This is a genomic window from Streptomyces sp. NPDC044063 (assembly GCF_056434285.1).
In genome coordinates, this window is record NZ_JBWKFM010000001.1 from 740,590 (window position 1) to 763,552 (window position 22,963).

Sequence of the window (22,963 nt, forward strand, 5' to 3'; positions counted from 1 at the left end):
CTTTCATGAACACAGCGGCGGCCCGCACCGGTAGGAATCGGTACGGGCCGTGGGGGCGGGCGTCGTGGTGCTGCTGGGGGAGTGCAGGCTGTCGGCCAGCGATCGGACAGATCAGGCAGCCTGTCAGCGGCCGTCGTAGGGCATCGCGCGGCAGGTCGCAGCGTGTTCCTGGGCCCATGCGCGGGCCTGCCGCACCAGTGGCAGCGCAGCGGCCGCGGAGATACGGGCGTCGTCGTCCAGCAGGAACGTGTCGCTGAACGGCTGCTGATGCTCGGGCTCGGTGCATCCGTGGCCGTGGCACGTCGCGGAGGCGGTGAGTTGTACGCAGTGCTGGGAGCTGAAGTTCGACGGGTTGTAGAAGTGCATCTTGTCGAACTTGACCAGCGCTTGGACGACCACGAGGGCGCCTCCGGCGGTGGTGAAGCGGCCGGCCGTCTCGAGGCCGGTGTAGTGCTCAGCGAGGAAGCGGCTGCCGTTGGCGAGGTGGGTACGGTGTTCGCGGATCTGTTCGGCGATGGCGTCGGCCAGGTCCGGTGCGGTAGGAACGTGCAGCATGGCGGGCCTCCACGGCTGTGACGAGTCAGGTCCGGACGGACTGTCCGGCTCCCGTCACCGCCCGACCCGGCGGTGGGCCGGTTCGGGCGGACCAGGCAGCTGTCAGTCAGTCGGCCGTGGACACGGCTCTCAGCATGCGGAGAGCGCGCAGCACCTGGTCGGCCACGCCGCCCGGGGTCACCAGCAACACGCCGCCGGCCTGCCGTACCCCGGCATCGACCTCGGCGATCACGACGTCGGTGTCCGCACGCAGGGCGGACGGGCTACGGGACCAGTCGGCGACACCGGCGAGGCAGGCGGCAGCCATCAACGCCTGCCACCGGGATGCGAACACCGCGATGGCCAGGCCGGAATGGTGAGTGAGCCGCCAGCCGACCAGGTCGGTCGCACGGTAGACGAGCAGGCCGTCCGTGACCGTGCGCTCCGCCTGGACGGCGCTCCGCCCGCCCCCGCGCGAGGGCACGAGCAGCGCGACGGGCTCAGCTGGCTGCGGCGGGACCAAAGCGGCGAGGGTCTGGGAGACCTCGCATTCAGCGGCGCTCCACGAGCCGGGGTCGCCATGCCGCTGGGAGAAGGTGACACTGTCCACTGCAACTCCTGGGTGTAGATGGGGATGGGCCAGACGTCGCGTGGTGATCCCGCCCCCGAGAGCAGGGGTGACCTTCCACGAGCCGCCTGGCAAGGCGGCGATCAACCGCGATCAGCCACGGGCTCGCCGGTCAGCCGCACTACGGGCATTCGCCTGACGGAGTTGCTCCTCCAGGCGCTGCCTCTCGCCGTCGGTCACGCCGACACCTGCCCCTGCTGCCTCTGCGCCTTCCTGGCCCGGTTGAGGGCGGCCCGGCGCTTCATCGCACGACGCTCGTCCTCACTCAGACCACCCCACACGCCGTGCGCCTGATTCGACTCCAGCGCCCAGGTCAGGCACTGCCCGATCACGGGGCACCGACAACAGACGGCCTTGGCTTCCTGGATCTGCAGCAGCGCAGGACCAGTGCTACCGACAGGGAAGAACAACTCGGGGTTCTCCTCGCGGCAGATCGCGTTGTGACGCCAGTCCACGACCCTCACCTCCCGGTCCGGACGCGGCGCAGCGCCTCGTCCATGTCCGTGTCGGAGTCGGCAGGGCGAGGCTGGGTGGTGTCCTTACGTGCCGTGGCGGCCAGTACGACCTGCCGGTGCCGACGGCGACGCTCGTAGGAGCAGTGCGAGCAGCGGCAGGTACGGGTGTGGGTGCGCATCCGGGCACGCGCGCCGGCCGCGAGACCGTGGAGGTAGCCTGCGACCGCGGCGTACTCCTCGTTGGCCAGCAGCGCCCGGACCATGCTGTCGGTATCGTCCGACAGAGACGCCGTCCGGCCGGCGGTGAAACCGGCCTCGAACGACAAACGCTTCTCGAGCTGGGTCGGATCGACGAGATCGGGCACCGGTGTCATGATGGTCAACGTCGCGCTCCTTCCAGTTGATGCGACGCACTGACAGCCCCGGGGGTGCAAGCCCCGGGGCTGTCGCTGTCTGAGAACTCCCGAGTGGGGAGTTGGCTGCTCGTGTGCTGCGGATCTAGCGGTTGAGCTGCTCGGCCTTCGTTGCGGGCATCGTGATCGCGCTCATCAGGTCGGCCCGCTCCCAGGGAGTCAGTTCCGGGCTGTACTGGCGGAGCGTCGCCTCCAGCGCGTCGCGGACCCGCTGGATGTCGGCCCGGCGGACCGAGGTGGCCGTCGACGACCACTGGAGGTCGCGCAGCAGCCACAGGCCCTGCTCGCGCTGCTCCGCCAGCTCCTCTCGGATGGTGAGGGCCGCGCGGCGGGCCGGCTCGGTGCGCTGCGTGCGCGCGTAGAGGCGAGCCAGCCGGCCGCCGTCAGTGCAGCGGCTGTGGCCGGGCTGCCGGCAGATCGCGCAGCCCTTGCGGTGGGCCTTGTAGAGCTTGAGCGCGGCCTGAGCGTCAAGGAGCGGCGCCAGGATCTGGGTGACAGCCGGGGCGACCGCGACCTTCGGTTTCCGGATGACGCGGGTCGGGCGGCGGCCCCCGGTTTCAGAGACTCCTTCCTCCAGGCGCCGCTTCCAGTGCTGGATGTTCATGTCGAGGACAACCAGGCGGTAGCTGCCGAGGCAGCGGTGCGGGTTCGGGGTGCCAGCCGTCTCCATGTGGTGCACAACCAGCTTCGCCGTTGCCTTCGACGTGGCGGCGACCTCGATCGGGACCCAGGTCCGGCAGCTCGGGCAGACCAGCGACAGGCAGTCGGGCCGGAGGTCGATTTCGTGCGGCTTGAGGCTGGAGACGGAGAGGGGCTCGAGGGGGCTGATTGTGCGGGACCGGGTCCGGCGCTGACGTCGCCGGGCAGTGGTCTCGATTTCACGGACGGCTGCAGGCATGGGGGACTCCTCACAGACGGAGTGGCAGGGGGCGTCGCGGGTGCTCTCTCTGCCTGTCAGGCCGCACGGTGTACCGGCGCCCTGACGGACAGACAGCGCATCTGCGCTGCGACGTGCGCACAGCAGTCCTGGACCCGGAGGAGTTGGAGGTGCCTCTGAAACTCCGGGGCCACCGAAGTGGCGACTGTTATGACCAAACGCCAAACGTTTGGCGTTTCCGAGAGTGGCACTTCATCAACCTGTCGTCAAGCGATTCGCCAAACGTTTGGCGACTGGTACGGTGAAGGCAGGTACTAGCAGAAGGGTCGTCAAGGATGCCCCCGCAGAGGATGAGCTACCGCGAAATCGCCGCTTCGCTCCGCCAGGACATCAAGGCCGGCCGCTACCCGCCGGCGTCCGTCCTGCCGCCTGAGCCGGAACTTGCTCAGAAATACGGCGCCTCCCGCAGCCTGGTGAACCGCGCGATGGGGCTCCTCGCCGCTGAGGGAATGGTGCGCCCCCGCCAGGGCCGCGGAACCATCGTTACCTGGCTGCCGCCCATGCTTCATTCAGCCGCCCGGTACTCCCGCTCGGCCCGCGAGCGCGCCGGTAACCGAGGGGCCTTCGATCATGACGTGAAGGCCATAGGCCTCGAGCCGCAGCATGAGATCACGGTGGAACGCGCTGTGCCACCCACCGAGGTTGCGGAAGCGCTCGGAGTGGCACATGGCGAGTCTTGTCTCGTGCGGCGGCGCCGCCTGCTCGCCAGTGGCATCCCGGTGAGGATCAACGAGTCGTGGTTTCCCCTGGAGATTGCAGAGAACACGGTCCTGGAGGAGCCCGGACCGGTGATCAAGGGAGGGGTCAAAACGGCGCTGGCCAGCCTCGGGTATCCGCAGACCTCGGCAAGCGAGCGCATCGTTCCCAGTCGACTGCCGACGGAGGCCGAGGTGGGCGCGCTTGAGATCAGCCCCGAGAGGAGCGTTACCGAGATCATCCACGTTGGCCAGACGGCCGAGGGACGATCCGTCGAGGTAACAGCCACCGTAGCCCCTGCCCACTACATCGTGATCGAGCATGCGTTCCCGCTCACCTGACACGGCAAGGAGCCTCTGAGTGATCACTGACATCGTTGCTGAGCGGGCCATGGCGCTGGCCACGTCGGGCCAGCTGCCCGCCTACGTCTATGACCTCGGTGCGTTGCGCGCTCATGCCGAGCACATCAAGGGATCGCTGACCGCCGGGGCGCCGGAGATCTTCTACGCGGCGAAGGCAAACCCCGAGGCACCGATTCTGCGCGCCGTCGCCCCGTACGTGGACGGCATCGAAGTTGCCTCCGGCGGCGAGCTCGAGCATGTGCGCAGCGTTCTACCTCGTGCTCGCCTCGCTTTTGGCGGGCCGGGCAAGACCGATCACGAACTGGCACTAGCTCTGCAGCTGGGCGTCGAACGTATCCACGTCGAGAGCCCCTATGAGCTGTCCCGCTTGGCCGATCTCGCACGTCGCAACGCCCGCGAGGTGGACATCCTCTTGCGGGTCAACCTCGCCAGCGACCGCTCAGGGGCTGCACTCGCCATGTCCGGGCCATTCGGCATGGATTCCACCCTCATTGAGGACTGCCGCAACATCCTGGCTGCGGCACCGTGGGTACGACTTCGTGGGATCCACGCACACCTCGCCTCTGGCCTCGACGCGCCGGCAATGCAGCGCCAGTCCGCAGAGATCTTGGAATGGGCCCGGCCGTGGCTGGAGAAGGCCGAGGTGGAGGCGCCGGAGTTCAACCTGGGCGGCGGAATGGCTGTGGACTACACCACCCCGGACCGCCACTTCGACTGGGCTGCTTACGGTCGAGAGATCGCGGCACTGGCCCGGCCCGGGGAGACCCTGCGGATCGAACCCGGCCGCGCCATCAGCGTGTACGCGGGGTGGTACATCACCGAGGCCCTGGACATGAAGCGGGCGCACGGTCAGTGGTACGCCGTACTCCGCGGCGGCACCATGCAAATCAGGACACCAGTGACCAAGCAGCACAACCACCCGTTTCTCGTGCTGCCGTCGGACCACACTGGACCGCGCCTAGCCAACGAGCGGGTCACTCTCGTCGGGCAACTCTGCACACCTAAGGACGTCTTCGCCCGCCAGGTCCCGGTCAAGCAGCTTGGCATCGGCGATGTCGTGGCATTCTCCATGGCCGGGGCGTACGCCTGGAACATCTCTCACCACGACTTCCTCATGCACCCCAAACCCTCCTTCCACTACCTGAACGCCGCTGTGGAGGGAGAGGGTTCGCTGTGACCGACCAGCCGCCACAAACCCGGCCGGAGGAGGCGCGAGCACTCATCGCGGCTTTGCTAGCGGCTCCGGGACGCGGCTGGTCTGTCTCAGGTTGAAGCTTTTGAGGCCCTCGGCGTTAAGAGCCTAGCTGCCGCACGGCGGGGGTCAGGGGCAGTCCGCCCTTGAAGGCCCCATCGCGACATGTGTGCGCATCCGCTGCGCCGGCTGGCCAAGAGAAGTACCTGGACGCGGCCCATCATGCGGGGAGGGGCGACGCAGGATGGCCTCGCGATCGCCGCGCGGCGGCATGCCGACTCCGCCTACGGATTCGAGGGGGGTCGGGATGGCCTAGGTGCCACCAGCCGCGCGCCCAAGGCGGACTAACCACCCGCCTGGGCACTCGCGGCCCATCTTGCCGACCGGATTCACCACCCGTGTCGGCCGCCCAGTTCTCCCGGCACCACCCGGGTGGATCTGAACATCGGCTCATCGAGCCAGTTCCACACAACCGCAGTACTGGCCACTAACCACGGCCACCACAGCCGCAGCAGTACCAGCTGCGCTTCCACCACAACGGCCCGTCCGCAGGGCCCCCACCACAGGGGCCCACGTCGAGATGAGAGGAGAGATCTCTCCCGCCCGTTGCAGCTGCCCGCTCCTCACGGAGAGGGCGCCACCTCCCATATCCGCCGGTCGACCTGCCCGCCCTAACGGGAAGGCGCGGCCGCGTATTTGAAAGGTGTCCTCGTCATAGTGCCTGAATACGCTGGCCCCTGTCAGCTCCACCCTGCCTATTTCCCCTCTATTCGGGGCGCACGAGTTCCCCGCCTACCGAGATCCGTTCTCCAGCTTGGGGGGTTTTACGCGCTTAGTCCGAAAGTTCGTGTGACCTCGGGTGTCACACCGGCTCTGCTTCGGACCACCTGTATGGAGGGGGGCCGCTTCGCATTCGGCGGCCGGTCTCTGTCCACAGGGTCAGCCGGTGAGCCTGCCCGGATGATCTCCTGCGCCCGTTCTTCAGTGTCCACGTCCGGTTGCGTCGTAGGGGTGGGCCGATGAGCGCCGCGGCGACGGCTGCGGTCCGTCTTCACGTGCCGAGGCAGCGCAGCGCTCTGCGGTCGGCGTCGGCCAGCCCGGAGCCGGTGCATGGTCCTGGTCGTCCGATGGCGTTAGGGCGTGATGCGCGTGCTCGTCTGGGTGCTGCGGTGCGTGCGCTGTTGGACGCGGCGGGCCTAGACGGTGCGCCGGATGCAGTTCGGTTGGCGGTGGTGGTGCTGGCGTCGCGGACGCCGTCGGATTCGGGTGTGGTGGAGATCCGTACGAGCGAACTGGGCCGTTGGTTAGGGCTGTCCGCGTCCTACGTCGCGTCCGAGGTACTCCCTGGCTTGCGCCGGTCCGGTGTGGTCACGGTCGACACAGCGGAGGGCGAGTTCGGTCAGGACAACGGGCTGGAGTGCCGGGTGCTGCCGTTGTGGGCCGCGCAGGGTGTGGTCGGGCATCCGCTGGCGCTGACGAAAAAAGAGTTCGCGACGCTGTTGCGGCTGATGGAGGCCGTGATGGCACCGGGCTGGACGCACAAGGACGGCCGGGTCACCCCTGCTGGGCTGATCGGTACGCGTACAGGCCGGGGCGCGGCGACGGACCGGCTGGCACTGTTGTTACTGGTGCTGGAGGCGCGGGAGACCGGGCGGGTACGGCTGTGCGGCGGTGCGGTGGATACCCGGCGTGGTCGTGCGGCGGCGACGGTGGCCCGGCTGCTGGGCTGCACGGCGTCGGCGGGGGAGCGGGTGCTGGAGCGCCTGGAGAACCGGGACCTGGTACGCCGGGTGCGCTTACAGACGGCATCCGGGCTCCCGAACCGGTCGCGCCTGATGGTGCCGGCTGTCGCCACCGCGCATGGCCGTACCGGTGCCGACGGCGCCCGGGAGGGGCGTGCAGTGGCCCCGGAGCCCGTGTTTTCAGGCCCCGACGTTACGGCAGGGGCTATCGAGGCGCTGGAGCTGGAGGCAGATCCGCAGGCCAGCGGCCTGCCGGTGCTGGCTGGGACTGGGGCGGCAGAGCCCGACGTTGCGGCAGCCCTTCACACTGACCACCCTCCCCTGGTTACTCCCGTCTCTCCCCTCTCGCTCTCTGGGGGTTTTTCCGGCCAAGGCCGTGGGAGTGAAGGCCGTCGGCCGGAGCGCGCGTGCATGCGTGAGGACCAGGCCGCCGACGGTGAGGCGGGCCTTGCCGTGGCCGCGTCGCCGGTGGCCGAGGGCGGCCCGCTTCGCGGGGAGAAGCCCACAGATTCCCCGGTCGATGAGCAGGGTGGGCAGCGTGCTGCCGGGGCTGGGGCCGGTGGCTGGCCGAAGGCCGTGGGCGGTGCAAAGGCGCAGGAGCAGCGGAGGGTGGGCCTGCTGGCGGATCTTCGTCTGTGGGTGGCTTTGGGTCCGGTCGCGGGGTTGTGGGAGCGGTTGTCCGGCTGGCAGCAGGGCCAGGTCGAGGCGGCGGCGAAGACGGAGCTGGCTCATCTGGCGGGGCTGCTGGCCCAGCCGGAGGCCGCGCCGAAGCTGCTGGCCGACCGGCTGAAAGGCAGGCTTGAGGAGACCGGCGGCGAGGCCCTGATTGACCGCCCGTACGGGTGGCTGATCCGCCGGGGTCTGGTGCAGCGGCGGGCCTGCTCGGACCGGCGGTGCGATGACGGGATTCGGCTGGACACCGGTGGCGAGTGCGAGAACTGCGGCAATGTGATCCACCTGCGCCGTGCCCGGCGTGCCCGGATCGCGGCAGAGGTCGACCGGGAGCTGCCCAGGCTCGCTGCCGGCGAGCGGCGCCGGGTCCTCGAGGACCGGCTGCGACAGCAGACCGCCGTCGAGGCGCAAGACTTCGCGCGGCGACATGAGCAGGCCGCTGCGGAACAAGCCGGCCGCGATGCCGCCCGTGCGGATGCCCAGGAACGGGCCGAGCGCGAGCGCCAGGCCGCCGTCGTCGCTGAAGCCGCCTGCCAGGCGCTGGTGTGCGAGGACTGCGGGCAGGAGCGGTCGGCTGGGCTGTGCGAGGCGTGCGGCTACCGACGCCGGACCGAGGCAGCGATCACGGAGGCCGGGCTGGTCGCGGCCATCTGGTCCGCCGACCTGACCGACCCAGGTGATGTCGCTGCCGTCTGCGAGCACGTTCGCGTGACGCTGGAAGCCGGCATCGAAGCCGCCCTCGACCAGTTCCTGGAGCTGTTGGAGCCGGGTGAGCTGGAGGCGAACCCGCTCGCGGCAGCGTCCGCGCTCGCCTTCACCGCACTCCAGGCCGTGGAGCAGGCCCTGAAGGAGTACCGCAGCAGCGCCCTGGGGCCGCTGGGCCGTACCGAGGAAGCTGATGCGGAGGCGCGGCGAGCGTACGAGACCGAACAGAAGCGCCGCTGGTTCCGGGCGAACCCCACCGGCGCGGACGCCATCGCCGCTGCGACGAAAGCCAGCGACACCGCGCGGGCGCGCACCGCCCAGTGCCTCCTGGCGACGCGCTTGGAGCAGGCGCGCGAGCAGACGGCGGCACGTACCGAGCAGTCCGCCCCCGCGTCGTGGTCGGCCCGGCTGACCGAGCTGGCCGCCCGGCCGCTGAACAGCGAGAAGGCAGGGGCGGTGATCGCGTGAGCACCGAGCCGAGCGGGGTCGACCTCGCGCGTCAGGCCCTGGTCGCGGCCCGGGAAGCAGCGAAGAAGAACGCCGGCGGCCTCCGCCAGGCGAAGCCAAAGCGGCACACCGGCCAGGTCCTGCGACGCGACGGCCGCGAGCCGCTCGGGTTAGGTGCCGCGATCACGATGATGATGACCGAGCGTGGCCTGGCCGCCCCGGCAGCCGGCGGCAGCGTCCTCGCCCACTGGCACGACGTTCTCCCCGCGGCCGCGCCAGAACTCGCCGGGCATACCCGCGCGGTTGCGCTCGACGCGGACACCGGCCGCCTGCACATTGCCCCAGGCGCACCGGACTACGGCACCAAGCTGCGCTGGAGCGCTCCGAAGCTGATCGCGGCAGCCAACACCACGGGGCCGCCGCGCGAACGTCCGCACCTGCACGTTCTGGCACCTGCTCCCGGAAGGCAAGTCCCGGCATGGCCGCCGGCCCAGGCCCGCAAACAGTCACGCCCGCTGGACTGGTGCGCACTCGGCAGACCGCCTCGGAGGGGTACCACCGCGCGCTCCCTGCCCACGCGAGGCCGTACCTCCGTGCCGGGTGGACCCGACCATCGCTGAGGCGGTGGATCGGCAGACCGCCGCGATGCAGGAGCTGAGATGAGCAAGGGCCTGCTCGTTACTGGCCATCGTCGGGCGCTCGGGTGCTGAACGGAGATGGGGGCGGGCCCCGGATATATCGTCGAGGGCCCGCCCCCATTTCATGGGGCTGTCCGCAACGCAGTAGCAGTCCGCTGCCAGCCCAGGTGGCCCACTGAACACGGCAACTATCTCCAGCTCTCTCGGCTGGAGGGCTTGGCAGGGGTACCGTCCCAGTACGGTCCCGGCAGGAACGGAGCGTGCGATGGCTGATGAGCCCACGATCGGCGAGAACCTGGCTCGTCTGCGGGCCCAGACTGGTCTCACCCAGCAGGAGCTCAGCAACAAGTCCGGGGTGAGCACGGCCACCATCCGCGTGCTGGAGCGCAATGGCCGCACCACCGCCCTCATCGGCACCCTGGCCAAGCTGGCCCGTGCCCTCGACGTGAAGCCCCAGGCACTCCTCGGACAGCCCCAGACGCTGCGCCAGGAGGAAGGGCATCGTGCCAGTGTCGCCGCGCTACGCCGGTCGGTGCTGGCCCTCGATGAGGTGCCCGGCGTTCCCTTGGCCGCGGTCGCCGGGGCGGAGCGCGCTCCGCAGGCCGACGAGCTACGCCATACGGTCGAGATCTTGTGGCGCCAGTACCACCATGGGGAGTTCTCGGGTCTGGTCGCCGGGCTGCCGGGCCTACTGAGCGGTGCGAAGGCCGCTGTGCGTGAGTCCTCGCGTTCTGGCCGGCGTGTGGCGTCGGCGGAGTTGAGCCGGGCCTATCAGGTCGCGGCGATGGTTGCTGTCCATCTGTCTCAGGACGACCTGGCGCGGTCCGCGCTGGAGAAGGCCATGGCGGCGGCGGACAAAGCGGAGGACCGGCTGTTGGTCGCGGCGGGCTGTAACGCTTTGTCGTGGGTGCTGCTGCGGCAGGGGGAGCCGGGGCTGGCAGCACAACTGGCCGTGGGCGCAGCGGAGGAGCTCAACCCGCGCATGGCACGCTCTGACTTTGCGGCCCTGCGGATGTGGGGCCGACTGATGCTGTCGGCGGTGACGGCGGCTTCCCGCCAGGAAGACTTCGATGGAGCTGCGGAGCTGCTTGCGTCGGCGAAGCGCTGTACCACGGTGGTCCGTGCGGACAGCATGGACTACGTGAACGGCGGTCACGGATCGGCGTTCGGGCCGTCCAAGATCTCGATGGTCGCCGTCGAGCTTGCCATGGCCCAGGGCCATTCTGGCGAGGCACTGAGGCTCGCGAAGGAGGTCTCTCCCACCCGCCGTCTGCCGCCCGCAACCCGTGGTCGGCATCTGCTGGACGTAGCGCAGGCCCAGACCTGGGAGTCCCGGTTTGCCGACGCGGTGGCCACCCTGACCCGCGTGCAGACCATGGCGGGGGAGTGGATGCGCTACCAGGTCCTTGCCCGTGACACGGTCCAGCAGATCTTTGAGGGCAAGGGCCGTCGCCGCGTCGATGGGCTGGTGCCTCTGGCTAAGCACATGAACGTGGCGATGCGCTAGTCCTGTTCCGGGGAAGCCGGAGGCTGACTGCTACACCGTGTATCACCTCGCCGCTGGCGATCATGCTGGCGATGGCTCGGTCTGTTCCTTCATCCGGCGCGACGCGGTTTCCTCGTATCAGCCCTTGGGGCGTGTGCCCGTGGAGGCTGTCGCATCCGCACATGGTGCGGCCGTTCGCACCGAGAACACTCCCGGCTCGCTGCGTTGGGCCGGGCTGGCGTCGGGCTGTGCCCGCAACGCCGTGCTCCATGACCACCCCGCCGCCGCGCGATGGCTTCCGGCTGCATCCGAAAGCGGCGGCGACGGGACGGACCACAAAAGACACCCGTCTCGAAGGGAGTTCTGTCGTGGCACCTATCAGTATCCCCAGCTGGGACGCGCCGACCCAGCCCCCGCCTCCTCCGCCTCCACCCCCGCCTCCTCCGCCGATTCCGGACCCGCCGCCCCCGCACACCGGGGCCGTCTGACGTAGCGGCTCAACCGCCCCTTGTGGGGCCCACCGCACGCCAGGTGGGCCCACAAGGGGCTTCTCGTTCCAGAGATCCCGTCGACCTGGAGGAGCGTCGTGGACGTCGTCGCCTCGAAAGACACCCTTGTCCTCAACCCGGATGAATTGGGCCAAAGCCCGGTTCGCGGCATGGACCTGGCCGCTTCGCTGGGCATTGCCTGGCTGGAGATGCGCACCTCATGGGGCTCCAACCTGCTGATGCTCAGCGACCCGCGTATCGAGGAGATCCGGGTAATGGCCGAGGCGCGGGGCCTTCGGGTCGCCGCCCTGGCATCGCCGCTGTGGAAGTGGCGCCGCCCTGAGGCCACCGTGGGCCGTGTCGACAGCTTCGGGTTCCCCACCCGCGTACCCCTTCAGGACCGCACCCGCTGGATCGAGCGGGCCCTCACCGTCGCCCGCCTGTTCGGCACTGATCGGGTCCGCGTCTTCTCCCACCTGCGGGCCGAACCCGACCTGACTGACGACTTCGAGGACGACCCTCTGCTTCCCTGGGCGCTGGAGCGCGCCCACACGGCGGGGGTACGGCTGCTGCTGGAGAACGAACCGGTGTGCACGGTAGCCAGCCCCGACCGGCTTCTGTCCGTGCTGCACCGCCACCCGGGCCTGGGTCTGTGGCTGGACCTCGGCAACCTCCACGAAGTCGGCGCCGCAGACGAGCAAACGGTCACCGCCCTGGCACCCTTCACCGAGTACGTCCACGTCAAGGACTTCCGACAGCCTCCCGGGCAGATCCGCGCGTTCTGTCCCGCCGGCACCGGCGACGTCCCCTACCCCCAGCTCCTGTCCGTGCTCCACCGGGAGCACCCCGGTCTGCCGTACGCGCTGGAAACCCACGTCAAGGACGACCCCGCCGCAGCGTTGAAGCAAGGCGCGGAGTTCCTTCGGCGCGTGCTCCCGGGGCTGTGATGCGCACCCTCGTAGTGGGGGCGGGCGAGGTCGGGACCAAGCACCTGTCCGCGCTCGCCGACATACCTGAACTCGACGTTGTCGCCGTGGCCGACCCGGCGCACCAGCACCCGCTGGGCGTGCCCGTGCTCGCTGGGCACCGCCAGGCGCTCACCCTGCTCCGGCCCGACCTGGCCGTGGTCGCCACCCCGCCCGGTATCGCCCTGGCCATCGCCCGGGATGCCGCCCGGACGGGAGCGACGGTCCTGGTGGAGAAGCCGGCCACGCTCGACGTCGACGATCTCGCACCACAGCCCGGCGACGAGCGCATCTATGTCGCCTTCCAGCCGCACTTTGCTCCCGGCCTGCACACGCTGCTGGCCCGGCCCCCGCAAGCAGTGCGCGCCGAGATCCTGCTCGCTTGCCGCCGTGACCCGCACTACTACCGGGACTGGCGGCGCACCGCGGCAACGGCCGGAGGAGTCCTGCACCAGCAGGCCATCCACGGCCTGGCTCTCGCGCTGCGCCTGCTCGGCGACCACCCGGTCACCGGCTGCGCCGCGCAGACCGTCCGATGGCGTCAGCTTTCGGAGACCGAAGACCGCGTCCATGCCGAGATCGAGTTCGCGCGCGGCCGGGCCTTGACGATCTCGGCCCGTGTCGACGACCCGGGCCCGGCCCGTCACGACGTCACCCTCCATGACGCCGACGGCACTACCTGGCGGGTGCGGGGCCGCAACCTCGAAGCTGGCCTCGGCCTCACTGACGAGGCCCCTACCCACCAGGCGCTGCGCGGCCAGCTCTACCGGGCCCTGCGCGCCGTCCATCATGGGCAGCCCGCCCACCCGTGCTTGTTCCCCCTGTCCGCCCTGCGGCACCCGCTGGAGGTCATCGACCATGTCTACCGTCATGCACACAGCCGGCACTCTCCGGCCGCATGAAGTGGCTGTCGAGATCGTCGAACGCAAAGGCATCGGCCACCCGGACACCCTCGCTGACGGCATCGCCGAGCTCGCCTCCATCCGCTACGCCCAGTACTGCCAGCGCGAGTTCGGCGCTGTCTTGCACCACAACCTCGACAAGGTCGCCGTCCTTGGTGGCCGCGCCCTCTTCAGCGCGGCCGATGGCACGTACGACCGGCCGCTGCGAATCGTCTTCGGCGGCCGCGCCTCCACCTCGTTCGCCGGACAGCCCCTCCCTGTGCGCGAGATCCTCGCCCAGGCCGCGCACGAACAGCTCCAGGCGGCGCTGCCCGGCTACGGCCGGGCCCTCATCGATATCCGCCACGAGACCACTGACTCCTCGAAGTTCGCGCACTGGTTCACGCCCCGCGGCTTTGCCGACCTTCCCGAACGCGGCAGCGTCTGCTCCAACGACACCGCACTTCTTGTCGGCACCGCCCCGCGCACCCGCACCGAGACCGCCGCGCTGGTGGCCGAGTCCTACCTGCGCTCCCTGCCGTGGGCCGGCAGCGACATCAAGGCCCTCGCGGTGCGCATTGGGCACGAGTGGGACCTGACAGTGTGCGTGCCAGCGCTGGCCGGCACCATGGAAAGCGCGCTGGAGTTCCAGGAGTTGCTGATCGCGGCCACCGCCGAGCTGGAGATCCTGCTAGCCGAGCGTCTGCCCGGACCGGTGCGGATCCACGCCAACACCCGGGGGAGCGCGACAGGGCCGCTGTCGGGCCAGTACTTCACCGTCACAGGCTCCGCTGTCGACTACGGCGAAGACGGACTCGTCGGTCGAGGCAACGCCCGCTCCGGCCTGATCACCCCCGCCCAGGGTGCGGGCAACGAGGCACTGTTCGGCAAGAATCCCGCATACCACGTAGGCAAGGTCGGCGGTTGGCTAGTGGACCAAGCCGCCGCCGAGCTGAGCGAACACTTCGGCCCGTCCCGCGTCGCCGCAGTCTGGCGCATCGGCTCCCCCTACCCTGAGCCGGCCCTCCTCGAGATCACCATCGACGCGGACCCAGACCAAGCCGAGGAACTCGTACGAGAGGTACTGGCCCGTACCGACTGGCTCACCGACCTCACCAGCGGTGAACGCTACCGCCCCACGGTGCAACCCATGGCCGAGCTCCTGGACCAACTGGAGCGCTCGCCATGATGACCGGCCGAACCACGCTCACCACCGGCTACGCCACCGCCAACCTTCACCTGCCGACCGGGCACCCACTCCCCTCCCCGGACGTCGCACACCTTTTGCCGGGCGGTTGGACGCCCAGCCCGCCCCAGCACGACACCGACACCCAGATGACCCTTGAGATCACCGCCGGCCCCGGGCAGGTAGAGGTCACCGAAGAGGGGATGGTCGCTCTCGCACTGACGGAGCAGGCGGCGCACTCCGCTGCCCTCGCCTTCATCACCTACACCGCCCTCGAACGCACCCGCCAACAGCACCGTATGGTCACCGTGCACGCCACCGCCGTCACCCGCCAGGGTCGAGCCGTGCTGCTCATCGGCCACAAAGCCGCAGGCAAGACCACCACCGCACTGGCTCTGGCACAGCGGGGATGGACCCATGCCGGCGACGACCTCCTAGTCCTGCGCGAGGCCGACGGCGAGCTGTTCGCCCTTCCAGGCAAGCCCACCGCGGCCGTCCGTCCGGCAGACACTGGCAGGTTCTATCGGCCAAAGCCCGTCCTCGACCTCCGAGACGGCTTCCAGGCCGCACCAGCCCCCATAGCTCTGATCGTCCGGCTCGCCGTCCATCCCCACTCGCAGGCTCTCACCACGCCCGCCACACCGTTCTCCAGCGCCGAACTGCTGCGCCTGCACGAGAACCTCGCCCGCTACATCACCGGCCTGCCCACTCCAATCAACGGCCTGACCGGCATGCCGTACGGGACAACCTGGCCGCTGGACACCCCGCGGTGCGCCCGGTGGCGGTCCCAGCTGATCGCCCTTCTCGGCAAGTCCCGCTTCTTCTACCTACACGCACCCACCGCCTACGCCGCCGCCGACCTGATCGAGGAGCTGATGTCGTGACTGCCGTGGCCATACTCCCCTCCCGCTCCGAGCCCGCCACCATCGCCGCCGTCACGGCCGCCGTCGACCAGGCCCTCGACGACTCGACCGCGTTCATCATCAACGCCGACTGTTCTCCGGACCCCGCCACCACTACGGCGTTCTCCGCCGTCCCCACCCGCGCCCGCAAGCTGCCCATCACCCAGATCCCCGCAGGCAAGGGCCGCCAAGTCCTCCACGCGCTCCAGCTCCTCGAGATGCCGCCGGACACTGTCGTGCTGATCGCCGACACCGACACCCGCAACCCCGACCCGGCCATGTACCGCGCGCTCCTCGACGCAGCATGGGTAGGTGCCGACTGCGCTGTCGCGGACTACCGCCGGTACTGGGACGAGGGCAACCTCACCCACCACATCGCCCGCCCTCTCCTGGCCACCACCGGCATTGATCTCCCGCGACCGCTCGCTGGCGACATCGCCCTTTCGGGCGAAGCTTGCACCCTCGCACTCACCCACCGCCGCAACCTCCCGCACGAATTGGAGAAGTGCGTGGACGGCTACGGCATCGACGCCTTCCTAGTCACCGCAGCGGCACGCAGCGGACAACGGATCACCAGCGTCCATCTGGAGCGCACCAAGCAGCACGCCCCCTCCTTCCCACATCTCCCGGCGATCTTCCAGCAGGCCGTGCCCGTCCTGCTGGCCGTCACCGCCGCACGCCCTCTCCGGGCGGCAGCACATCCTGGCAAGGTCGCCTACCAGCTGACTGACCGACCCCTCCCGGCCGACCGTCTCACCGCCATGGTCACCGAACTGGACAGACTCGCTCCCCACACGCCCGAGCTGTCAGCCGACCCGTGGCCGGCCCCCCTCTTCACCACCTGGCAGACAGTGCGCAACGGCGCCCCGGCCGTAGAGGCCGCCACTACCCTGTGGCCTTTCTACATCGAGCGCATCCGCACCTGGCTCACCACGCCCCAACTGTCCATCACCGCGCGCGGAGCTCGACTGACCGATGCCCACCAACGGCTCGTCCGCTGGATCACCAACGAGACCACTCTCCAGGAGATGACCCCGTGAACATCACCTCCGCCTTCCAAGCGTTCGCGCTCGAGCCCTTCCCCGAGATCAAGGAAGGAGCCTCGATCTCGAAGGCCATCACCAAGACACTCCACGACCACGACCAGGTCCTGCACTCCGGTGACATCGTGGTCATCGCCTCCAAGCCGGTCTCCGTCGCCGAGGGCCGCCACGTCAGCCTCGACACCGTCACGCCCACGCAGGAGGCACTCGAGCTCTCAGCCCGTACGGGGAAACCGGCCGAGGTCATCCAGCTCATCCTCGACGAATCCACCAGCCACTTCCTCGCCACCGACCGCGGCCCGATCATCGCCCAGCACCACCTCGGCTACCAGCTCACTTCCGCCGGCGTCGATCGCGCCGACCCCGGCGGTGCCTGGCTGCTCCCAGCCGATCCCGACGGCTCCGCCCGACGCCTGCGCGACGAACTTGCCGAAGCCACCGGCAACCGGGTCGCTGTCGTCATCGCTGACTCCGACGGCCGTGCCGACCGGCGCGGCTCCACCGTCATTGCCATCGGCGCCGCCGGCATCGCACCTCTGCGTGTCTCCGAAGCACCAGGCGGCAAGCGCCAGGAGGAGACCCTCGTCGACATGATCACGGCGGCAGCCGGGATCATCCTCGGCCAGCGAGGCCGCGGCGCCCCGGTCGTCGTCCTGCGCGGCATCATGTTCGACGCCGATGACGAAGGCGTGTCCGCGATGCTCCACCACCGCCCGTGAGCCTGCTGATCACTGGGTCCAGCGGTACCATCGGCACCCGCCTTGCCGCCGACCTGGCCTCCATGGGCCTTCCCTTGCGGCTGCTCGACCAGCGCCCACCGGCCGAGCAGCCGCAAAGCGGAGCGGAATTCGTTCAGGCGGACCTGCGGGATCTCCGCGCCACCGAAAACGCGGTCGCCGGGACTTCCGCGGTGATTCACCTGGCCGGGATCACACACGAAGCCCGGTTCGACGAGGTGTGCGAGCACAACATCATCGGCACCTACCACGTGCTTGAGGCCGCACGACGGCACGGCGTCGCACGTGTGGTCCTGGCGAGCAGCCACCATGCCACCGGCATGCAACCGGTACGGCCCCAGTCAGCTTCGTCAGTACGCCATGAGAACGCCCCGGACAGCTTCTACGCGGTCAGTAAAACGGCTATGGAATCTCTCGGCTTTCTTTACGCCAGCAAGCAAGACATCTCCGTCGTCGCCGTGCGCATCGGAAGCTACCGCCCCCACCCCAGCGAACCCCGTCACCAGGCGACATGGCTCAGCCCACGAGACGCCACCGCTTTCTTCCACGCAGCCGCTACCCGGCCCCTGTCCCATCCCTTCCTCATCACCTACGCGACCTCCGACAACCCCGAACAGTGGTGGCCACGCACCGGGTGGGACGAACTCGGCTACCACCCGTAGGACAGCGCCGCTGACCACCCTGCCTCCGAACCACTCACCGACCGCTGGCAGGGCGGAATATTCGCAGACCAACCGATCCCACCGGCCAGGCATTGATCATTCGCGGCGATACGGGCCGCCACGGCGTTCGCGGCTCCGATCGCCTGCACGATCTGCCCGGCCTGCTGTGCTTCCTCAAGGGCGCCGCGCAGACGGTCGGACGGCCGCTTGCCTATCACCGTGGTCACGCTTCCTCCATGGGCAGAGCCGGGATCAGGTTATGTTCAGCCAGGGCATCCCAGGCGTCCATCAGCACCGCGGCCCGCTCCTGCAAGGCGTCGATGCGCACCGTCGGCCCGATATTCGGAACGCGGACGGACAGGAAAGGATCTCCGTGATCGTCTCCCGCAGCCTCGCTTGGACGTCGAGCACGTCCCAGTCTTCGCGCACGTCCTCCCCACCGGTACGCCCGGCCGCTCTGGCCATGGACTGCTCAGTCGCCGTCTCCAGGACGATCGTCAGGCTCGGGGTCACCTCGATGGCGTCCGCGAGCTGCGCGTAGGTCTCTTCTTGGCCGCCCATGATGGAAGGGCTCCCGCAGTCAGCGGGCGGCTCACCTGCTGAACGGCCACGGGCCGCTGGCTCGCGCCATGCTCTGGGCGCCGTTCCCCTGCCCAGGGTTCCGACGAAGACGAAAGGGTGATCATGCCCTCGAAGAAATCCCCCGCCCGGATTGCCGGCGACGCTGCCGGCCTGATTCAGGCCTCAACCACGCGACTTTCTCCCCGAGCGCGCTGCCGCACCCACCGCTCGTCAGCGAGACCGCCCAGGCCGTGGTCCGGCTCGTCGACCGGATACCCCAGGTCTCGAACAGCTCACCACCGCCGTACGTCTGCATGCTGCCGTGGGCTCATTCGCATGGATGACGGCATCGACCCTGCGGAGGTCGCTGGAGAAGTCATCGAGGCTCTGGAAGAAGCCGTACACGCCGCCGGGAAATTGTCCGGCTACTTGCACCGCGCCGCCTCGGTGCTCTTCTCCATGGGCACCGTCGAGATACAGCTGCGGACCAGCAAGAAGGAGGTAGACGTATGACAGGGACGTATGAGTGGGCGGGCGAGTCCTTGATTTTCGCCGCTCCCCCCACCGGGCCGGCCGAGGCCGCGAAGCGCTGGTTCGCGCTCGATGTCTCCCGGGACGAACTCCCCACCGCTCTGCTCCGCACCCAGACAGGGCGCCAGCAGCAGACCCGCATCCTGCTCCGGCAGGCCGCCCAGCAGCTCGAAGGCGGCCGCCAGGACAGCACCCTCGAAACCCTCCGCCGGGCCTGGGATGTAGCCCCTGGCGCCTGGGGCTTCAGCCTCACCCCGGACAGTGCGATCGCCTGCGGCCAGTACGGACACATCGACCGCGGCGACGGCACCGGCTACCGGGCCGAGGCCGACGCGAAGGCATGGTTCAAACAGCATGTCGAGACCTGTGTCCCGATCCGGCTCCCGAATTGCCACCCCTGCATCTGTGGCGGCTGCCGCGCCCCGTCCAGCCCACCGAGAGCTGTCCAGCATGCCTCTGCTTCGGGGAGGACGAGTGACCCGCCGCCGACTCGGGACCGGCCCCTCACCCACGGTGGCCCCGTCGCCCGAGCAAGCCACAGGCCCCCAGCCCGTCCAGGTCCGCCTTATGGGCGAGGACCGGGCAGTACGGCGCCTCGCCGAGGCCACGCAGAAGGCAGGGAACTGCGGGCCGGTCTCCTACAGACCGATGCGCGACGGAATCGGAACCCGCGTGTATCTCTCGGTGGTCGTCCCGCCCGAGGTGATCGCCCAATGAACATCATCCGCGTACGAACGGCCGTGCCATCTGAACGGTCGGGGCAACTTCCCTGCCAGCCAGCCATCAGCGGATTGGGCGGCGGTACCGTTCGGCGAGGACGGCTCGGGTTACCTGGTCGCGGCGCACCTCAAACGGATCGAGTTCATCAGTCCGCGCGGGGTAGCGAAGGGACCTCTGTGCGATCTCGGCGAAGTACAAAGCCAGCCGCATGCGTTCGGGGCTGACAAGCCCAGCATCGAACGTCTCAGAACGACCCCCTTGAGGCATCTGATCCGGGGACAGGAATGCTCCCTCCAGTAGCCGAAGACGAGGAGTGGCAGGTGGGGCCCCGCAGTGACGACAACCCGCGATAGTGCCGTGTCCGGGTAAGCCGTCGATGTTGCGGGCGCCCCAGCCACTCGCTTCCCACACCCGGGGCGCAACGCTGTCGAGCACCGCCCGCTCGATCGCCTTGGCATCAAGGGCCGTGGGGGTGCTGAAGTCGGCCAGCAGAACCCATCCACGGCGTTCGTGTCCGCGGATCCTCTGCCGTGATTCAAGGCAGACCCCTGCCTTGACCGCCCCGTAGCCGGGGTGGTACATCGCGTACACGGCAGCCGGCTGCTCAGGAGAAAGTCCCATGGGGGTGGGATACCAGAAGCCTCTGACAATGGCGCCTGACCAGGTGGGACTCGGCAGGATGTGGGCACCTCCTGCTGGACTCAGGTGTCCAGGGCGCACACCCATGCCCATATGGCCCGTCAGCCTTGCAGGTTCACTGTCAGACCCCCCTGGCAACATGTCCTGCATGGTCGACAGAGATGCGCAACACCCGGCAACCGATGCGGTCCGGGCCTGCTGGACTCGCCACTACAGCCGCCCGAACGAGGGCGGGGTAGTATCCATCAGGCAAGTCTGGCAGCCCATCATGGAGTTCATCACAGATGACCTCGTAAGGGCCGGAGTCGACGCCGATTCCATCCACACGGAGCTAAGAAAGTCCCTTCCCAGCGCCTACTCACCGAGCGGTAATCTCTGGGACCTTGTCGTTCTGGACAATGGCGTTCCGATCGCCGTTATGGAAATAGTGCTCCAGTCCGGCATCGGCGCAAGGCAAAATTTCAGAAACCGAATCTCCGAAGCGGTAGCAGATTCCATTGGCCTCTTGCAGTCGTACCGACGATCGACGGTCGCACATCTCACACCATTCATTGGCCGGATATTCATCCTCGAAGAGACAGAGGAAACCACAAAACCGAGACGTTGGCAGAACCAGCTACTTGAAGACCCCGCAGCCACAGCGCCCTTGCAAAGCGTCTTGGACCGATACGCAAGCGCTTTCCGCGAACTCATCGGGGATGGCACATACAGCAACATTTGCTACCTCACCTTCAATCGAGAAAATGACGACTACGTCCGTGAGCCATGCCCCGAGATGGGGTACAGGGAATTCATTCAATCCGCAGCAGATCGAATCGCACAGCTACGGAAATTGAACAAAGAATCCTCTGTCAGTGCCGTGGAGTTCGGACGTCTCCTCGCTCAGAGAGACGACATCGTCGACGTCGTATCCGGGCTAGTCTCGACGCCAGAGGGCCTCTCAGCCGCAGAAGCCGCCGTCATCAACCAACGCCGCAAGACGGTGGCTACACTCCAGAAACTTGCTCTGGACAGCAGGTCCAACGAAACAACCATGCAAAAGGCACTCAAGGATCTGTACTGGGTGTTCGGAGGACAGTACGTAGGCATCGCCAAGCGACGTGATCTGATGCCCTTGGATCAGCATGACATCCCACTTGTATGCGCTGACGGAAGTCTTCAAATCGTTGAGCTAAAGGGGCCAGAGTGCAAGATCGTTGAGCGTCACCGAAATCACTTCATCGTCTCCAGTGAAGTCCACAAGGCTGTTGGCCAGTGTATGAACTACCTTCGCACGATGGATGAGACCGGCATGGGGCTACAGACGGTTCATGAAAACGATCTCGGGATCAGCTATGACTACCGGCGCGCAGGTGGGATCGTGGTGATCGGGCACCCTGGCCGTGCGGGCAACACGGAAATCGAGCGTAAGCAGGTAGAGCAGACGATCCGCTCCTACAACTCACACCTGTCGAGAGTTCAGGTACTCACGTATGCCGATCTCTTGGACAGCGCAGAGCGAGCTCTCGGGGTTGGAAGGCAACCATAAAGCCGTCCAAATCTTTCCCGGAGAGGGGGCTTCAGCGAGGCAGCTGGTTCTGACGGCCTTGTCGCGAGGCACTGCACCGTTCACGGCAGCCTCCAAGGAGCTGGTGGGTTACTCCAGGTGGCCAGCGTGCAACATCCGCAGTGCTACTGCCGCGGTGCTCAACTCTCAACTTGCTGGCGGAGCCTGGGTTCCGCCCTGCCGGGCGCGCCGCTGCGCGCGTACGCCAGTGCCTGACTTGTCCGGGGCCGACCAATCCGGCTCGTCCCCGGGGTCCTTCGTCGCCACCTTGGTCACCTGCAGCCCGGCGGCCCGGCCCCGGGTGTGCTGACTCGTATCACACGTCAGCAACCGCACGTCGCGGCTGGCCAGGCCCTGGATGGCCACGGTCCGGTCAATGATCTCGACATCGGCACGGTCCAGACGCACGTGGCCGGGGAGATCGAGGACGATCTCCACGTTGACCCTGCCGCGGGTCTCACCATCCTGAACGGTGTGCTCGCCCTTGTGCAGGACCCCGTGGGTGTCGCCTTTGAGGACCCCGTCGAGGAGACCGAGCGTGTGGGCAGCGCGCCAGCGGGCCCGCTGCTTGCTGGCGTCCTTGAGGTCGTCCAGTTCGTCGACCACCACGATCGGGAACAGCAGCCGCACGAACTGCCAGCGTGGCGCGTCGAGCACCTCGTGCAGGTCGACGTCGGCCAGCTTCACCTCGTTCTGGATGTAGAAACTGGAGTCGGCCACGACGAACACCTCCCGCTGGCTCCACCGACCGATCCGCGTATCCAGCGCGGCCACGGCCGCCTCGAACGCCTCGACCCGTTCGGCAACCTCAAGTTGGACCAAGCCGTTCACGAGGCGCTGCTGGGCGGTCCCGGCGAGGGTGCCGCAGCTGCCCAACAGAGCCCGGTAGCGGTCGGTGAACACGAGCAGATCGAGGTCCCGGTCGCTGATCTGGGAGCGCAGCATTCGCGCGGATTCCGTGGCCCACTCCAGATACGCCAGCAACCCCTCGAAGGCGCTGCCGTACGGCCGCTGCAGGTTCATCGCCGTGGTATGGACGCCGCTGAGAGCCTGCCGGATGTTCTTCCGGTCTGCGCCGGGGCGCGGTGTGATGAGCATGCGGTGATCCTGCCAGCGCGGCCCGCCGCTGCGCCTTGGGTTTCCGGCGTCGCCGCCCTCCAGCGCCACGACCCCAACCAAGTAGTGTTCCCGTAGC

Annotated in this window: 21 protein-coding genes; 14 read left to right on the forward strand and 7 right to left on the reverse strand. The window is 68.4% G+C overall.

Annotation, left to right across the window (positions count from 1 at the left end):
• Positions 1-123 precede the first annotated feature (123 nt).
• The 5 genes from AC07BS_RS03425 to AC07BS_RS03445 form a co-directional block, all read right to left on the reverse strand.
• Complete coding sequence (locus AC07BS_RS03425) at positions 124-555, reverse strand: hypothetical protein (protein ID WP_478929852.1); 432 nt, start codon at positions 553-555, stop codon at positions 124-126.
• A 106-nt stretch (positions 556-661) separates the two neighbouring features.
• Positions 662-1,144 (reverse strand): hypothetical protein, encoded by a 483-nt coding sequence (locus AC07BS_RS03430; protein ID WP_478929854.1) that lies wholly within the window; start codon positions 1,142-1,144, stop codon positions 662-664.
• A 194-nt stretch (positions 1,145-1,338) separates the two neighbouring features.
• Entirely contained in the window at positions 1,339-1,617 is a 279-nt protein-coding gene (locus AC07BS_RS03435; RefSeq protein ID WP_478929856.1) for a WhiB family transcriptional regulator, read from the reverse strand.
• Between the two features lie 5 nt (positions 1,618-1,622).
• The gene (locus AC07BS_RS03440) at positions 1,623-2,000 is read right to left on the reverse strand and encodes a hypothetical protein (RefSeq protein WP_478929858.1); all 378 of its coding nucleotides are present in this window, start codon (positions 1,998-2,000) and stop codon (positions 1,623-1,625) included.
• A 115-nt stretch (positions 2,001-2,115) separates the two neighbouring features.
• A complete protein-coding gene (locus AC07BS_RS03445; protein WP_478929860.1) occupies positions 2,116-2,928 on the reverse strand; it encodes a hypothetical protein in 813 nt (270 codons plus the stop codon).
• Positions 2,929-3,257: 329 nt separating this feature from the next.
• Between AC07BS_RS03445 and AC07BS_RS03450 the strand changes: the two genes are divergently transcribed.
• The 12 genes from AC07BS_RS03450 to AC07BS_RS03505 all read left to right on the forward strand — a co-directional run bounded on the left by AC07BS_RS03450 (position 3,258) and on the right by AC07BS_RS03505 (position 17,771).
• Positions 3,258-4,004 carry a GntR family transcriptional regulator gene (locus tag AC07BS_RS03450; RefSeq protein WP_478929862.1) on the forward strand — a complete coding sequence of 249 codons (747 nt, stop codon included), beginning with the start codon at positions 3,258-3,260 and terminating at the stop codon, positions 4,002-4,004.
• A 19-nt stretch (positions 4,005-4,023) separates the two neighbouring features.
• Positions 4,024-5,202, forward strand: a complete 1,179-nt coding sequence (locus AC07BS_RS03455; protein WP_478929864.1) for a type III PLP-dependent enzyme — start codon at positions 4,024-4,026, stop codon at positions 5,200-5,202.
• Positions 5,203-6,386: 1,184 nt separating this feature from the next.
• Positions 6,387-8,804, forward strand: coding sequence for a hypothetical protein (locus AC07BS_RS03460; protein ID WP_478929866.1), 2,418 nt, complete (start codon positions 6,387-6,389; stop codon positions 8,802-8,804).
• Entirely contained in the window at positions 8,801-9,403 is a 603-nt protein-coding gene (locus AC07BS_RS03465) for a DciA family protein (protein WP_478929868.1), read from the forward strand. The genes AC07BS_RS03460 and AC07BS_RS03465 overlap by 4 nt, the downstream gene beginning before the upstream one ends.
• Before the next feature lie 283 nt (positions 9,404-9,686).
• Complete coding sequence (locus AC07BS_RS03470; protein ID WP_478929870.1) at positions 9,687-10,928, forward strand: helix-turn-helix domain-containing protein; 1,242 nt, start codon at positions 9,687-9,689, stop codon at positions 10,926-10,928.
• A gap of 637 nt (positions 10,929-11,565) precedes the next feature.
• The gene (locus AC07BS_RS03475) at positions 11,566-12,342 is read left to right on the forward strand and encodes a sugar phosphate isomerase/epimerase family protein (protein WP_478929871.1); all 777 of its coding nucleotides are present in this window, start codon (positions 11,566-11,568) and stop codon (positions 12,340-12,342) included.
• A complete protein-coding gene (locus AC07BS_RS03480) occupies positions 12,342-13,262 on the forward strand; it encodes a Gfo/Idh/MocA family protein (RefSeq protein WP_478929873.1) in 921 nt (306 codons plus the stop codon). The genes AC07BS_RS03475 and AC07BS_RS03480 overlap by 1 nt, the downstream gene beginning before the upstream one ends.
• Before the next feature lies 1 nt (position 13,263).
• Positions 13,264-14,430 (forward strand): methionine adenosyltransferase, encoded by a 1,167-nt coding sequence (locus AC07BS_RS03485; protein ID WP_478929875.1) that lies wholly within the window; start codon positions 13,264-13,266, stop codon positions 14,428-14,430.
• Positions 14,427-15,311, forward strand: coding sequence for a phosphoenolpyruvate carboxykinase (ATP) (locus AC07BS_RS03490; RefSeq protein ID WP_478929877.1), 885 nt, complete (start codon positions 14,427-14,429; stop codon positions 15,309-15,311). Before AC07BS_RS03485 ends, AC07BS_RS03490 begins: the two co-directional genes overlap by 4 nt.
• Complete coding sequence (locus AC07BS_RS03495) at positions 15,308-16,369, forward strand: hypothetical protein (protein ID WP_478929879.1); 1,062 nt, start codon at positions 15,308-15,310, stop codon at positions 16,367-16,369. Before AC07BS_RS03490 ends, AC07BS_RS03495 begins: the two co-directional genes overlap by 4 nt.
• Positions 16,366-17,091 (forward strand): coenzyme F420-0:L-glutamate ligase, encoded by a 726-nt coding sequence (locus AC07BS_RS03500; protein WP_478929881.1) that lies wholly within the window; start codon positions 16,366-16,368, stop codon positions 17,089-17,091. Before AC07BS_RS03495 ends, AC07BS_RS03500 begins: the two co-directional genes overlap by 4 nt.
• Positions 17,088-17,771 carry an NAD-dependent epimerase/dehydratase family protein gene (locus AC07BS_RS03505; RefSeq protein ID WP_478929883.1) on the forward strand — a complete coding sequence of 228 codons (684 nt, stop codon included), beginning with the start codon at positions 17,088-17,090 and terminating at the stop codon, positions 17,769-17,771. Before AC07BS_RS03500 ends, AC07BS_RS03505 begins: the two co-directional genes overlap by 4 nt.
• Here AC07BS_RS03505 and AC07BS_RS03510 read toward each other — a convergent pair.
• A complete protein-coding gene (locus AC07BS_RS03510) occupies positions 17,759-17,998 on the reverse strand; it encodes a hypothetical protein (protein ID WP_478929885.1) in 240 nt (79 codons plus the stop codon). The genes AC07BS_RS03505 and AC07BS_RS03510 overlap by 13 nt on opposite strands.
• Positions 17,999-18,668: 670 nt before the next feature.
• Between AC07BS_RS03510 and AC07BS_RS03515 the strand changes: the two genes are divergently transcribed.
• Both AC07BS_RS03515 and AC07BS_RS03520 read left to right on the forward strand, forming a co-directional pair.
• The gene (locus AC07BS_RS03515; RefSeq protein WP_478929887.1) at positions 18,669-18,845 is read left to right on the forward strand and encodes a hypothetical protein; all 177 of its coding nucleotides are present in this window, start codon (positions 18,669-18,671) and stop codon (positions 18,843-18,845) included.
• A gap of 1,525 nt (positions 18,846-20,370) precedes the next feature.
• Positions 20,371-21,750: a Shedu anti-phage system protein SduA domain-containing protein gene (locus AC07BS_RS03520; RefSeq protein ID WP_478929889.1), complete on the forward strand. Its 1,380-nt coding sequence runs from the start codon at positions 20,371-20,373 to the stop codon at positions 21,748-21,750.
• A 165-nt stretch (positions 21,751-21,915) separates the two neighbouring features.
• Here AC07BS_RS03520 and AC07BS_RS03525 read toward each other — a convergent pair whose 3' ends face one another.
• A complete protein-coding gene (locus AC07BS_RS03525) occupies positions 21,916-22,935 on the reverse strand; it encodes a PIN domain-containing protein (RefSeq protein WP_478929891.1) in 1,020 nt (339 codons plus the stop codon).
• Positions 22,936-22,963 lie beyond the last annotated feature (28 nt).